Below are 12,458 nucleotides of genomic sequence, written 5' to 3' on the forward strand. Positions count from 1 at the left end.
GGGGACGGTTTGTCAGAAGGTGATCGGGACGTGGACGTCGTACTTGCGGTCGTTGGTGTCGAGGTGGTCGGCGCGCGTGACGATGGCGCACTCCACGTCCACGCCGCAGACGCTGCCGTCACCGAGGTCGGGGTTGACGTAGATGTCCACGTCGAAGGTGCCGCCCGCGCCGAACTTGGAGGTGTTGGCGAACAGGCCGCCGAAGGTGTTGTTGACCCAGTGCGAGGCACCGGTCGAGCCGGTCTCGTCCTGACCGCCCAGGCACGGCGACGGCTTCTGCGCGCCCGGGGCGCCGTCGACCACGCACAGGCCGACGTAGATGCCCTGGCCGGGGTTGAAGCCGGAGCCGGTGACGTTGACGACCTGACCGGCCGCGGAGGCCGTGCTCGGGGCGGTCACCGACAGGTTGTACGTGGTGCCGCCGTCGACGACCGTGCGGGTCGACGTCGCGGCGGAGGCGGAGGTCGCCAGGCCCAGGGTGAGGGCGGAGGCGGCGGCGGTGACGAGGGCGGTGCGGGCGGCGAGCTTGGCTCTCATGGGAGGATCACCCTTCTCGTAGGTTAGGTAAGGCAAACCTAAGTATGAGTCCGGGGTGCTTGTCAACGCAGGTGTGGATCTCTCAACTCCCGTGTTCCGCAAGGTCGGTGGGCATGCCTGGGAGCGGGTCGGCCCGACCCGCTCCCGGCCCCGGCCCCGGCCCCGGCCCCGGTCCTGCTCCCGCTCCTGCTTCCGCTCCGGTGAAGCGGCTACTCCGGGGCCCGCACCCCGAACTCCGCGACGGCGCCGCGCCCGCCGGACACCGTGTACAGCTCGACCGTGTGAACGCCCTCGAAGGCCTTGTCGTACACGGGGAAGTCCCTGGTGACACCGCCCTGTTCATCGGCCACCACCTGGTAGCGGGTGTCCTGGTCGATCGACACGAGCACGATCTCGCCCGGCTCGAAGCCCGTGCCGGTGACCTGTTGTCCGGCGCCGGGGGCGAGGGTGGTCCGGGCGACGGTGGCGGTGGGGGCGGCCGCCGTCCGCCCGGCGTCGTCCCGCCCCTCGTCGGCGGGGCGGCTCGCGGGCGGCCCGGATGCCTCGGGCGTGCCGGATGCGCCTGCTGCGCCGGGTGTCTCGTCCGGCGCGGGCGCGGCCCCGGTGGCCCCGCTCCCCGTCCCCACCGTCACGTCCAGCACCCCGAACGCGTCTCCGGCGGCGAACTCCGCCCCGCTCCACTCGGACAGCAGCGCCGCCCCCTCAGCGGAGAGCGACGCCCGAAGTCCGCTCCAGGTCGCACCACTTGAGCGGACGACGGGACCGGAGTCCGACGTCACCTCCGCGAGGGCGCGTTCCCGGGCCTGCCCGGCGACCACCGCCCGCGCGGAGAGGACGCCCGTGTCACCGTCCAGTTCCAGCCGGAGCCCGCCGAGGGGCAGGGAAGCGGACCCCGAGGTCAGCAGCGCGGTACCGCCCAGCTCGATGTCCGCTTCACCGGTCGCGGTGTCCGTGCCGCCGCCGGTCACGGGGAACCAGGAGCGGTCCGCGGACCCTCGTACGGCCGGCTCGGCGACGTCCAGTGCGACGTTCCGGTTCTCGAACCTCAGGACCGCGTAGCCACCGGACACCTCGTCCGGGAACGTGTCCCCGTCCTGGGCCGCCGCGACGCCCGGACACAGCAGTGCGAGCAGCGCGCCGCCCGTCACGGCGGCGGTGCCGGGTCTCTTCGCCATCTTCAAGCCTCCCTGTGGAGTGTGGTGTTGAGGTCGGGGTCAGCCGTCGTGCGCGGCCGTCCGGCGCCTGCGCGCCCACAGCCAGGTACCGGTGCCGGCGGCGACCAGGCCGGCCGCGGTCAGGCCGGCGGCGAGGGCGGTGGAGCCGGTGGAGGCGAGGGGGCCGTCCCCGGTCCTGTCCGAACCGCCGGTGTCGCCACCGGTGCTTCCGCCGGTGGTGTTTTCACCGGTCGTGCCCGCCGGGGCGGTCGCGCCCGGTGTCGGCGTGGCCGTGGAGGATCCGGAGCCCTGGAACGTCACCGGGATCCGCACCGTCTGGCTCTGGTCCCCGCCCCGGGTGTGGTCGTTGCGGGTGATGACGGCGCACTTCACGCCGGACCCGGTGCAGTCGGTGTTGGCGTCCTTGGCGCGGACCTTGATCTGCACGGAGAACGAGCCGTCGTGCCCTTTGCCCTCGTAGGGCTTGGCGAGGCCCTCGCCGTAGGAGGGCGGGTCGGAGGAGACCCACTGGGAGGCCCCGGACTCGCCGGACATGTCGACGCCGCCGACGCAGGGGGTCGGGGTCCTGCCCGCCCCGTTGTCCACGCAGAAGGCGACGTAGATGCCCTTCTCGGTGTTGTAGCCGGTGCCGGAGACGGTGACCGTCTCGCCCGCCGGGTCCAGCCCCGAGCTCTTGGAGACGGTGAGTTTCTGCCCCTCGGGGCCGGTCGCCGAGGACGCCGCGGCGGCCGGTGGAGCCACCGCCAGCACCAGGGCGGCCGCGGCCGCCGTCCCGGCGGAACGGGCAACACCCGGTCCACATAGGCGACTTGATGAAATCAACGCAACACCCCCACCATGAGTTTGTAAGGTAAGCCTAACCTTCCCATGGATCAACCGTGGGGGATGCGGGAGAGTGCGAAGGGATGAGCGATGCGCATGTCCGGTAGACGGCGGGCCGGGGTGTCCGGGCGGCGGCGGGCCCTGGCCCCGTTGGCCCTGGCTCTCGTACTGCTGACGGGAGCCTGTGCGGGCGGCGGCACCGGCACGGCGTCCTCCGGGGCCACACCGGCTTCCGCGGGTGCGCGGGCGGTCGCGGCGGAGGAGCGGCTGGCGGAGAACACCCTCGTGCCGCTGGAGGGCGACGCACCCACCCCGAAGCTGCCGGTGACGGTCGACTCCTCCGACGGACGCAAGGTGCGCGTGCGGGACGCGTCGCGCATCCTGCCGCTCAACGGCGGCATCGCGGAGATCGTCTTCACCCTCGGGCTCGGCGACCGGGTGGTGGGCCGGGACATCACGGCGACCTTCGCGGAGGCCGAGAAGCTCCCGCAGGTCACCAAGGCGCACGACGTGAGCGCCGAGGGCGTGCTGTCGCTGCGCCCGACGGTCGTGCTCGCCGACACCGACACCGGCCCGGGCGAGGCCCTCGACCAGATCCGCGACGCGGGCGTCCCGGTCGTGGTCCTGGACCCGGCGACCGAGCTGTCCGACGTCGCGACGCGCACCACCCGCATCGCCGGGGCACTGGGCGTCCCCGAGGCGGGCGAGGCGCTCAACTCCCGCATGGCGAAGGACCTCGCGGCGGCCAGGGCGGCCGTTCCCGAGGGCAGCGAGCCCAAGGTCGCCTTCCTCTACATGCGCGGCAGCGCGGCCGTCTACCTCATGGGCGGCAGGGGCTCCGGCGCGGATTCCCTGATCGAGGCGGCGGGCGGGGTCGACGCGGGCGTCGAGGGCGGCCTGGACAAGCCCTTCACCCCGCTCACCAGCGAGGCCCTCGTCGCCGCCGCGCCCGACGTGATCCTCATGATGGACAAGGGCCTCGAGTCGGTGGGCGGCGTCGACGGCCTGGTCGACATCCCGGGCATCCGCGAAACCCCGGCGGGCGCGAACCGCCGCGTCGTGAGCCTGGAGGACGGCGTGCTGCTGAGTTTCGGCCCGCGGACGCCGCTGGTCATCGACATCCTCGTGGACAGGCTCCACACCGGCTGAACGACGGCACGGCCGCTCCCCGTTGTCTCCTGGGCCGCGTTCGCAGAGGCGAGTCGAAGGCGATCGGCACCGCGTCCGAGTCGACGGGGCACCGGTCGCAGGCCCTCGTACGGGTCCGCCGGTGCCTCGTCCGCGAGGTTCCGGTGGGCCACTGACCTCCCCAAAGAACCGGGAGAAAGAACTACCCGCCCACCCACCCTCCCGGCCGGAAAGCCCGCCTCACCCGTCCGAGTGACCGGCTTGCAGGCGCGGAACGCGGGCGGCTACGTTCGCCGCAACAACCGCAGACAGATGCGGCCCCCGCCCAGGATTCGCCGTCCCGGAACGAGGGCCTGACCGATCAGGAAGCACCAACCTTCCCAATGGCTGACCCGCAGTCTAACGCGCGCCTGCGCGCCGACGCCGGAGCACCGACTTCCGGCGTGATCCACGTACGCACCCGCCTCACCGCCGACTTCACCGTGATCGCCAACGCCCTCGCCCAGCGGCGCGGCAGCGCGGTCACCGTCGGCGTCGCGGTCTACATCCTCTCCCTGCCCACCGGCACGCCCGTGTCCATCGCCGCCCTGTGCGCGCACTTCACCGAGGGCGAGATCCTCATCTCCCGGGCCCTGCGGGAGCTTCGGCCCGCACCCCGTGGTTGTTCTCACGGTGAACCGGATCGCCGAACCGCTGTCGGCGCTGACCGTCGCCGTGATCACCGGAAAACCCGGTCCGGCCTCCACCCACGTCCCGGTCGGTCCCGATTGCGGAGTGACCAAGTACGACGAGTCATACGTGAACTGCACCGACCTGCACACCGTGGACAAACCGAGACTCAGACGGCGCCTCGGTCTGTTGGCCCCGAGTGAGATGCGGCGTGTGGAGGAGTGCGTGCGTGTGATCCTCGGGCTGGCGTAGTCACCTCCCGCCCCAAGGGATTCCACCTTCCGTACTGCCGCTTGAGTCGGTGCCTTCGAATACAGCTCCGTCCATACCGTCTTGCCCACGGGTCGACGAGGGTGCGGATACGGGCGGCCGCTTTGCGGTGCCGCTTCCTGGGCCGCCTTCCTGTCCGTCCACGGGCCCTCAGCGAGCCAGGCCCGACTCCCAGACCCAGGCCGCTATCTCGACCCTGTTGCGGGCCCCCAGTTTGCTCTGGATGTTGGTGAGGTGCGTCTTCACCGTGCCCGCGCTGATGTGCAGGGCGGCCGCGACCTCCGTGTTGGTGTGTCCGCGGGAGACCAGGACCGCGACCTCCGTCTCCCGCTGGGACAGCGGCGAGGGGGCGGCCGCCGCGGCCGGGCGGGCGAACTCCCGGAGCAGCCGGACGGTGATGGACGGGCTGATCAGGGCCTCGCCGGAGGCGGCGGAACGGACCGCCTCGGCCAGCAGCCGCGGGCCCGCGTCCTTGAGCAGGAAGCCGCAGGCGCCGTTGTGCAGGGCCTGGTGGACGTACTCGTCGTCGTCGAAGGTCGTCACCATGACGACCTTCGGGGTGTGCGGGGCCCCGGGGCGGTGCAGGTGCCGCAGCGCCTCGATGCCGTTCAGGCGGGGCATGCGGATGTCCATGAGGACGACGTCCGGGCGGTGCAGCTCGGTCTGCTGGATCGCCGCGACCCCGTCGGCGGCCTGGGCCACGACCTCGATGTCGTCCTCGGCCGCCAGGATCATGGCCATGCCGGTACGGACGATCGTCTGGTCGTCCGCGAGAAGGACACGGATGGTCATCGACGCACCTGCCGTAGGGGGAGGGGGAGTTGGAGCACGACCTGCCAGCCGCCCCCGGTATCCGGGGCGGTGTCGGCGGCGGGGGCGGGACCCGCGGTCAGTGTGCCACCGGCCGCGTCGGCCACCTCGCGCAGGCCCCGCAGGCCGTAGCCGCCGCCCGTACGGCCGTCCTGCCCACTCCGGCTTCCGTCGTCGGTGATCCGTGCGGTCACCCGGCGACGCGAGACGTCCAGGGACACCCGTGCGACGGTGCAGCCACGGGCGTGCTTGCGGATGTTCGTCAGCGCCTCCATGACCACGCGCTCCACGAGGTGCGCCGCGTCCGCGGGCAGTTCGCCGGCCGGACCGGTCTCGGCGAAGTCCACCCGGGCGCCGGGCAGCACGGCGCCGTCGACCAGGGCGCGGATCCCGTCGGTGCCCGGGGCCCGGGTGTGCGGATCGGCGTCCTCGCGCAGGGCTCCGACCATCTTGCGCATCGCGGTCAGCGCCTCCGCCCCGGTGCTCTCGATCAACCCGAGGGCGTCCCCCACGGCCTGCGGCCTCTTGGCCGCGATCGCCCGCGCGCCCTGTGCCTGCACGACGATGCCCGATATGTGGTGGGCGACGAAGTCGTGCAGGTCACGGGCGAAGGCGAGCCGCTGCTCGAGCCGGATCTGCTCCTCCCGCTGCCGGCGGGAGACGGCGACCAGCCGCGCGGTGAGACCGGCGGCCAGGGCACCACTGGCCACCAGCGTCAGGACGAGCGCGACGATGCTGCTGCCCTCGTCCACCTCGATCACCAGCGGACGCAGGACGACCGCCGCCATGAGCAGCGGCAGGGCGGCGACGGTACCGGCCTTGGAGCCCTGCCGCGCCGTCACGTTCAGCAGCACGATCAGGGCCGTCGGTTCGAACAGGGCGTAGGCGTCGGAGGCATCCTCCAGCGAAGAGCCGTCACGGGCCGCCACCACGCCGAGTCCGGCCGAGCAGGCCAGCGACACCAGGGCCGCGCCGCAGGCCGCCCACGCCAGCAGCCCGCCGGGCAGCCGGATGCCCACGACCGGGAGGACCACCATCCCCGCCGCGCCCGCCGACAGGTACAGCAGGATCCCGGTCCCCGGGTTGCCGAGGGTGCCGGCGCCGAGGTCGACCAGCAGGGCCAGGCCGAGGAGGCAGAGCAGCAGCGCGCCGCCGGCGAACCGGCCGACGGCCGCCGCACGCGGTGATCCGAACATGGTGATCACCCTAAGCGGGCCCGTTCACGGGCCCCTCTGCCGAAAGTCGTAGTCGTCCTCCGCGGAATGGATCCTTCGGGAGATCCGGCGGACCCGGTCCCGGAACGAGGCTGATCCACGTCAGTCCAGCTCGCCCCGACCGAAGGACCCGCCCTCATGGACATCCGATTCGAAGTGGACTCCTCACTCGTCCTCGGCCCGCTGCTCGTCGTGTTCGCCCTCCTCGCCGGCGTCCAGGTGTGGCGGGACGCGTGGAACGTCCGCCGCGCCCTGCTCCAGACGGCCGTCGCCGTCTACGCCGCCGCCGTGCTGTCCCTGACGATCTTCCCGCTGGCCGTGACCTGGGGGACCTACGCCAACCAGGCTCCCTGGATCGGCCAGATCAACTTCGTCCCGCTGATCGGCGCGGACATCACCATGATCCCCAACGTCATCATGCTGATCCCGGCCGGCTTCCTCCTCCCCCTGCTGTCCCGGCGCGCGACCTCGGCGAAGGCGACGACCCTGCTGGCGGGACTGGTCAGCCTGGGCATCGAGGCCGCCCAGCTGCTGTCGTACATCGCCCTGAACAACGGCCGGTCCGTGGACGTCAACGACGTCGTCGCCAACTCGCTCGGCGGATTGGTCGGTTACCTCCTGCTGACGTTCGCCCTGCGCTCCGAGACCCTGCGCAAGCCGCTCCTCGCGGCCTCGCTGCCCCGGTCCGCGGCGCTCCAGGAGGACCGCCGACGGACCACCGCCTCCCCCGACGTACCCGCGTCGGCGCCGATCGGGTGATGGCTCGGCGGGCGGGCATCGGGGGCGGAATGAGCGATATGCGGAACGGCGGAATGAGCGATATGCGGAACGGCGGAATGCGTGATACGCGATATGTGATACGTGATTCGCAGCCGTAGGGCCATGGCTTCACCAGGTAAGTCAAGACTTACCTTCGGGGAATTTCGATCGTATGGTGTGGCTCGAATCGAAGGAGCCCCCTGTTGTCGAAAATGAATGATCCTGCTGTGCGTGCGGTTGAATCGGAGCAGGATTATGTGTCCTCCTTATACGAGTTGCTCACCGAGCGGCTTTCCGAGGCGCGAGCGCACCGGGCGAGCGTGCTGAAGGCCCCGGCGGAAAGCGCCGGTGAGGCATACGAGAGAGAAATCGCCGCCGAGCGTCTCACCAAGGAAATCGGCCGGTTGGAAGGCGCCGAAAAAGGGCTGGTCTTCGGGCGCATCGACTGGACGGACGGCACGGCCCTGCGCATCGGGCGGATCGGACTGCAGACGGAGGAGGACGACCTGCCTCTGCTCGTGGACTGGCGCGCGAACGCGGCGCGGCCCTTCTACGAGGCGACACCGGTCCACCCGATGGACCTGCGGCGGCGCCGGCACCTGCGCCTCGAGGAGCGCACGGTGATCTCGGTGAGCGACGAACTGCTGGACGGGACCGCCCCGACCGACGAGGACGTCGTGGGGGACGGCCCGTTGACCGAGGCCCTGTCGGCACGGCGTACGGGCAGGATGCACGCGGCCGTCGCGACGCTGCAGGCCGAACAGGACGAGATCGTCCGCTCCGCCCACCGGGGGGTGACCGTGGTGCAGGGCGGGCCCGGCACCGGCAAGACGGTGGTCGCCCTGCACCGGGCGGCCTACGTCCTGTACGCGTTCCCGCGCGCCGCGGAGGACGGTGTCCTGGTGGTGGGCCCGAACGCCCGCTTCCTCGACTACATCTCCCAGGTCCTTCCCTCGCTCGGCGAGAACGACGTCGCTCTGACGACCTGCCGGGAACTGGCCGGAGTGCCCACGGACACGGTGGACCCGTTCGACACGGCGCGCCTCAAGGGAAGGCCCGACCTCGCCGACGCCCTGGCCGGCCTGCTGCGCGTCCACCAAGCCCCCGCCGGTGACTTCCCCGTGTGGGTCGGACAGGAACCGGTTCACCTCTCCGGCGAGGAGGTCGCCATCGCACGCGATGCCGCCTTGGCGGCCGTACAGGGGCACAACCCCGCGCGCCAGGTGTTCAAGGAGCTCTTGGTCGACGCCGTCACCGACGCGATGCGACGAGACATGGGCGACCTCCTGGAGCAGATCGACGCCGATGCCGAGAGGATGACGGGCATCGACCTCGACCGGTTCACGGGAGCCGCCCGGCGCCGTGCCGAAGGTGCGGCCGGCCCGGGTCCGGTCCACGAGCTGGACCTGGACGCCATCCGGGCCGATCTGCTCGACGACGCCGGCGTCGACCGGGCGGTCGAGGTGTTGTGGCCGCGGCTGGTGCCCGGTGACCTCGTGAAGGCGCTCCTGACGGACGCCGGCGCCCTCGCCGAGCGCCTGCCCCGCCTGACCGCGCGGGAGCGGTCCCTTCTGCTGCGCGGTCCGGACGCACCGTGGACCGACGCCGATGTGCCGTTGCTGGACGAGGCGGCGAGCCTGCTCGACGGCCCTCCCGGGCGGACGTACGGGCACGTCGTCGTCGACGAGGCGCAGGAACTGACCGCCATGCAGTGGCGGATGATCGTCCGCCGCTGCCCGGCGAGGGCGATGACGCTGGTGGGCGACTTCGCCCAGGCGGGCCCGGTCGCGACGGCACGCGACTGGAAGGGGGCACTGGGCCCCCACGTCGGACCACGGTTCACGCTGCACCACCTGACCGTCAGCTACCGCACCACGCAGGAGATCCTGGAGAGTGTCCGGGACCTGCTCACGCGGATCGCTCCGGACCAGAAGCCCACCCGGTCACTGCGAAGCGGCGAGAGCCCTCGCACCGTGACCACCCCTCCGGACGGGCTGGTCACCGCCGTCGTCCAGGAACTCCGTGCCCAGAGCGCCGCGCACCCGGGCGAGCTTCTGGGCGTGATCTGCGCGGACACCAGGGTGAGCGAGCTGACGGCCCGGGGCATCGCTCACCATGCACGCATCGTGCCGGCGTCCGAATCACGCGGCCTGGAATTCGACGGGGTCGTCGTCGTGAACCCCGAGGAGATCATCACGGCCCGCCCCGGTGGGGAAAGGGACTTGTACGTAGCCCTGACCCGGGCCACCAAGCGCCTCTGCACCGTCACCGTCCAGCCGGCCTGACAGGCTCGGCGTCCGCGTCGTCGCCGCGGACGCGCCCGGCACGGTGCCGGCCACGGCCGTACCCGCCGAGCGCCGAGGAGGACCTGACCACCGCGTCCCGGCTTTCCCTGCCGGTCCCGGCCGGCTCAGGGAGGCGCCTCGTCCGCTGGGTGATGTCGACCGTGGTCCTGGTGCACGCCTCCCCGCGACACCCGAAGGACACCGAACAGCCCGGTGCCCAGGGTCCTACGCGTCCAGTGTCTTGAGTCGTCGGGCGGCCTCCTCCAGTACGGACGTCTTCTTGCAGAAGGCGAAGCGGACGAAGGGGGCGCCCAGTTCGCGGTGGTCGTAGAAGACGGCCGTGGGGATGGCGACGACGCCCGCGCGTTCGGGGAGGGAGCGGCAGAAGGCGATCCCGTCCCTCTCGCCCAGGGTGCGGATGTCGGCGGTGACGAAGTAGGTGCCGGACGGGCGGTAGACCGTCAGGCCGGCCTCCTCCAGGCCCGCCGCCAGGACGTCGCGCTTGGCCCACAGGTCGTCCCGGAACCCGGTGAAGTACGACTCGGGGAGGGCGAGGGCCTCGGCGACCGCGTACTGGAAGGGGCCCGCGGAGACGTAGGTGAGGTACTGCTTGGCCGAGCGGACCGCCGTGACCAGTTCCGGGGGCGCCGTGACCCAGCCGACCTTCCAGCCGGTGAAGGAGAAGGTCTTGCCCGCGCTGGAGATGGTCACCGTGCGCTCCCGCATGCCGGGGAGGGTGGCCAGGGGGATGTGTTCGGCGTCGTCGAAGACCAGGTGTTCGTAGACCTCGTCGGTCACCACGAGCAGGTCGCGTTCGACGGCCAGCTCGGCGATCGCGGTCAGTTCCCCGCGGGTGAGGACGGTGCCGGTCGGGTTGTGCGGGGTGTTGATCAGGAGCAGGCGGGTGCGGTCGGTGACGGCGTCGCGCAGTTCGTCGAGGTCGAGGCGGAAGCGTCCGTCGCGCGGGCGGAGCGTGACGGGGACGCGGGTGCCGCCGGCCATGGCGACGCAGGCCGCGTAGGAGTCGTAGTACGGCTCCAGGGCGATCACCTCGTCGCCCGGCTCCACCAGGGCGAGCAGCGCGGCGGCGATCGCCTCGGTGGCGCCGGCGGTGACCAGGACCTCGGTGTCGGGGTCGTACGAGAGGCCGTAGCGGCGTTGCTGGTGCGCGGCGACGGCGGTGCGCAGTTCGGGGACGCCGGGGCCCGGCGGGTACTGGTTGCCGCGGCCGTCCCGCAGGGCCCGTACGGCGGCCTCCCTGACCTCCTCGGGGCCGTCGGTGTCGGGGAAGCCCTGGCCCAGGTTGATGGATCCGGTCCGCAGGGCCAGGGCGGACATCTCGGCGAAGATCGTCGTCCCGAACTCGGCGAGCCGGCGGTTCAGGAGGGGGCGCGCGCTGGAGGTCATGGCGGTCATCCTGCGCCGAAGCTCTGGAGTTCCTCAACTCTGCTTTGGGCCGCGCGGGCGGAGGGCATCTCCCGGTCACACGCGTGAGCGAGGCGCCCACGGGGGGCCGCTTCGGGGGATCACGGGGGAACGGAAGGAGGGTGACGTCATGGTCATCGGCATCATCCTGGTTGTGCTTTTCGTGCTGCTGGTCGCGGTCGTGAGTGCCGCGCGCCGGCCCGCGCGGCGGGTGGGCGCCGGCCGCCGCGACAGGGTCCGCGACAGCTGGTGGGTGGGCGGCGGAGGCAGCGGCGGGTCCCACTCGTCGTCGAGCTCCGGTGGGGGATCGTCCTGTGGTGGTGGCTCGTCCTGCGGAGGCGGGTCGTCCTGCGGGGGCGGCGGATGCGGTGGGGGAGGCGGCTGACACGGGGCAGCCCGCCTCCCCTGCGGGGGACGACGCATCCGCGACAGCGGGGTCCGCACCTGGGCGGGCCCCGCTGTGCCGTTCCGGGGCGCGGCGCACCGGCGTGCGCCGTCCCCTCGGGGTGTGCGCCGTCACCTTGGGGTGTGCGCCGTCCCCTCGGGGTGTGCGCCGAGGTTGAACAGGTGAGCTGGGGAGCCCCCCAGGGGATGGAAAGCCCACGAATTTGGGTAAAAACGCTGTGGTGGCACCACTGTTCATGATTGCCTATAAATCACCGACTCAGCCCTCGGACTCCCCGCGGACCCTTCTTCCGGCCGGGTGACCGGGCTGACGGGCCGAGTTCTCCGGTGCGACCGGGGCGCGCGGACCCCTCTATCTCCCTCTCCTTGTGTGCTTGCGGAGCCGATCCATGCTCACGACCCTGAACACCGCCTACTCCGATACGCGCGCGGCCGACCTCGCCTGGGCCCTGGGGCGCGAGCCGCTTCCCGCGCTGGCCGCGCTCGACCTCGAACTGGCGGGAAAAAAGCTTCAGTTGAGACTGCTCGGAGCGTCCCACCAGGTGCTGCTCGAGGAGGAGCGGGGGCTCTGCTCGGAGACGGTGGCGTGCATTCCGGGCAGCAGCACGCCGCTTCCGCTGGGGGTGGCCAAGCGGGTGGACGACTGGGAGTACGAGTTCGCCGCCCGGGTGGAGGTGCTCTCCCCGGGGTCCTTCGCGGGCCGCGCCCAGGAGCTGCTGGCCCTGGTGTCCGACCATCCGCAGGGTCTCGCCGGGGTCTTCCCCGGCAGTCCGCACGCGTTCACGGCGATGCTCGCCCAGTGCCATGAGGGCCAGGTGCACTGGCGGACCTGGCACGCCTACCCGCAGGACGGACAGCTGGTGGCGACGCGGACGAGGGTGGGGGTGCGGGTGAGGGAAGCGGTGTGAGGGAGGCGGTGTGAGGCCGGCCGGGGAGGTCATTGCTCGTACCAATAAAGG

The 12,458-nt window shown here is 72.0% G+C and carries 11 protein-coding genes and 1 pseudogene; 6 read left to right on the forward strand and 6 right to left on the reverse strand.

The window, feature by feature from the left end; translation table 11 throughout:
• Positions 1–12: 12 nt before the first annotated feature.
• The 3 genes from AB0A94_RS09640 to AB0A94_RS09650 all read right to left on the reverse strand — a co-directional run bounded on the left by AB0A94_RS09640 (position 13) and on the right by AB0A94_RS09650 (position 2,453).
• Positions 13–537 carry a hypothetical protein gene (locus tag AB0A94_RS09640; protein ID WP_361741434.1) on the reverse strand — a complete coding sequence of 175 codons (525 nt, stop codon included), beginning with the start codon at positions 535–537 and terminating at the stop codon, positions 13–15.
• 209 nt (positions 538–746) lie between these two features.
• Positions 747–1,712 carry a hypothetical protein gene (locus AB0A94_RS09645; RefSeq protein ID WP_361741437.1) on the reverse strand — a complete coding sequence of 322 codons (966 nt, stop codon included), beginning with the start codon at positions 1,710–1,712 and terminating at the stop codon, positions 747–749.
• Between the two features lie 39 nt (positions 1,713–1,751).
• On the reverse strand, positions 1,752–2,453 hold the full coding sequence (locus tag AB0A94_RS09650) for a hypothetical protein (protein WP_361741440.1): 702 nt from the start codon (positions 2,451–2,453) through the stop codon (positions 1,752–1,754).
• Positions 2,454–2,624: 171 nt separating this feature from the next.
• On the opposite strand from AB0A94_RS09650, the gene AB0A94_RS09655 reads away from it, so the two are divergent.
• From AB0A94_RS09655 to AB0A94_RS09665, 3 genes and pseudogenes are all read left to right on the forward strand, one after another.
• Positions 2,625–3,683, forward strand: a complete 1,059-nt coding sequence (locus AB0A94_RS09655; RefSeq protein WP_361741443.1) for an ABC transporter substrate-binding protein — start codon at positions 2,625–2,627, stop codon at positions 3,681–3,683.
• A gap of 362 nt (positions 3,684–4,045) precedes the next feature.
• Positions 4,046–4,306 (forward strand): annotated as a pseudogene (locus AB0A94_RS09660) (hypothetical protein); the annotation flags it as partial.
• A gap of 13 nt (positions 4,307–4,319) precedes the next feature.
• Positions 4,320–4,583 carry a type II toxin-antitoxin system PemK/MazF family toxin gene (locus tag AB0A94_RS09665; protein ID WP_361741446.1) on the forward strand — a complete coding sequence of 88 codons (264 nt, stop codon included), beginning with the start codon at positions 4,320–4,322 and terminating at the stop codon, positions 4,581–4,583.
• Between the two features lie 168 nt (positions 4,584–4,751).
• Here AB0A94_RS09665 and AB0A94_RS09670 read toward each other — a convergent pair whose 3' ends face one another.
• Positions 4,752–5,393 (reverse strand): response regulator transcription factor, encoded by a 642-nt coding sequence (locus tag AB0A94_RS09670; RefSeq protein ID WP_361741449.1) that lies wholly within the window; start codon positions 5,391–5,393, stop codon positions 4,752–4,754.
• On the reverse strand, positions 5,390–6,607 hold the full coding sequence (locus AB0A94_RS09675; RefSeq protein WP_361741451.1) for a histidine kinase: 1,218 nt from the start codon (positions 6,605–6,607) through the stop codon (positions 5,390–5,392). The genes AB0A94_RS09670 and AB0A94_RS09675 overlap by 4 nt, the downstream gene beginning before the upstream one ends.
• A 156-nt stretch (positions 6,608–6,763) precedes the next feature.
• Here AB0A94_RS09675 and AB0A94_RS09680 point away from each other — a divergent pair, with 156 nt between their 5' ends.
• Both AB0A94_RS09680 and AB0A94_RS09685 read left to right on the forward strand, forming a co-directional pair.
• Entirely contained in the window at positions 6,764–7,384 is a 621-nt protein-coding gene (locus AB0A94_RS09680) for a VanZ family protein (RefSeq protein ID WP_361741454.1), read from the forward strand.
• 257 nt (positions 7,385–7,641) lie between these two features.
• Positions 7,642–9,669, forward strand: a complete 2,028-nt coding sequence (locus AB0A94_RS09685; protein ID WP_361741457.1) for an ATP-dependent DNA helicase — start codon at positions 7,642–7,644, stop codon at positions 9,667–9,669.
• Positions 9,670–9,894: 225 nt separating this feature from the next.
• On the opposite strand, the gene AB0A94_RS09690 is transcribed toward AB0A94_RS09685, so the two are convergent.
• Positions 9,895–11,085, reverse strand: a complete 1,191-nt coding sequence (locus tag AB0A94_RS09690; RefSeq protein ID WP_361741460.1) for a pyridoxal phosphate-dependent aminotransferase — start codon at positions 11,083–11,085, stop codon at positions 9,895–9,897.
• An 803-nt stretch (positions 11,086–11,888) separates the two neighbouring features.
• Here AB0A94_RS09690 and AB0A94_RS09695 point away from each other — a divergent pair.
• Positions 11,889–12,407 carry a DUF2617 family protein gene (locus AB0A94_RS09695; protein WP_361741463.1) on the forward strand — a complete coding sequence of 173 codons (519 nt, stop codon included), beginning with the start codon at positions 11,889–11,891 and terminating at the stop codon, positions 12,405–12,407.
• The last annotated feature ends 51 nt before the right edge of the window (positions 12,408–12,458 follow it).

This window comes from Streptomyces sp. NPDC044984 (assembly GCF_040646935.1).
Taxonomy (GTDB): Bacteria; Actinomycetota; Actinomycetes; order Streptomycetales; family Streptomycetaceae; genus Streptomyces.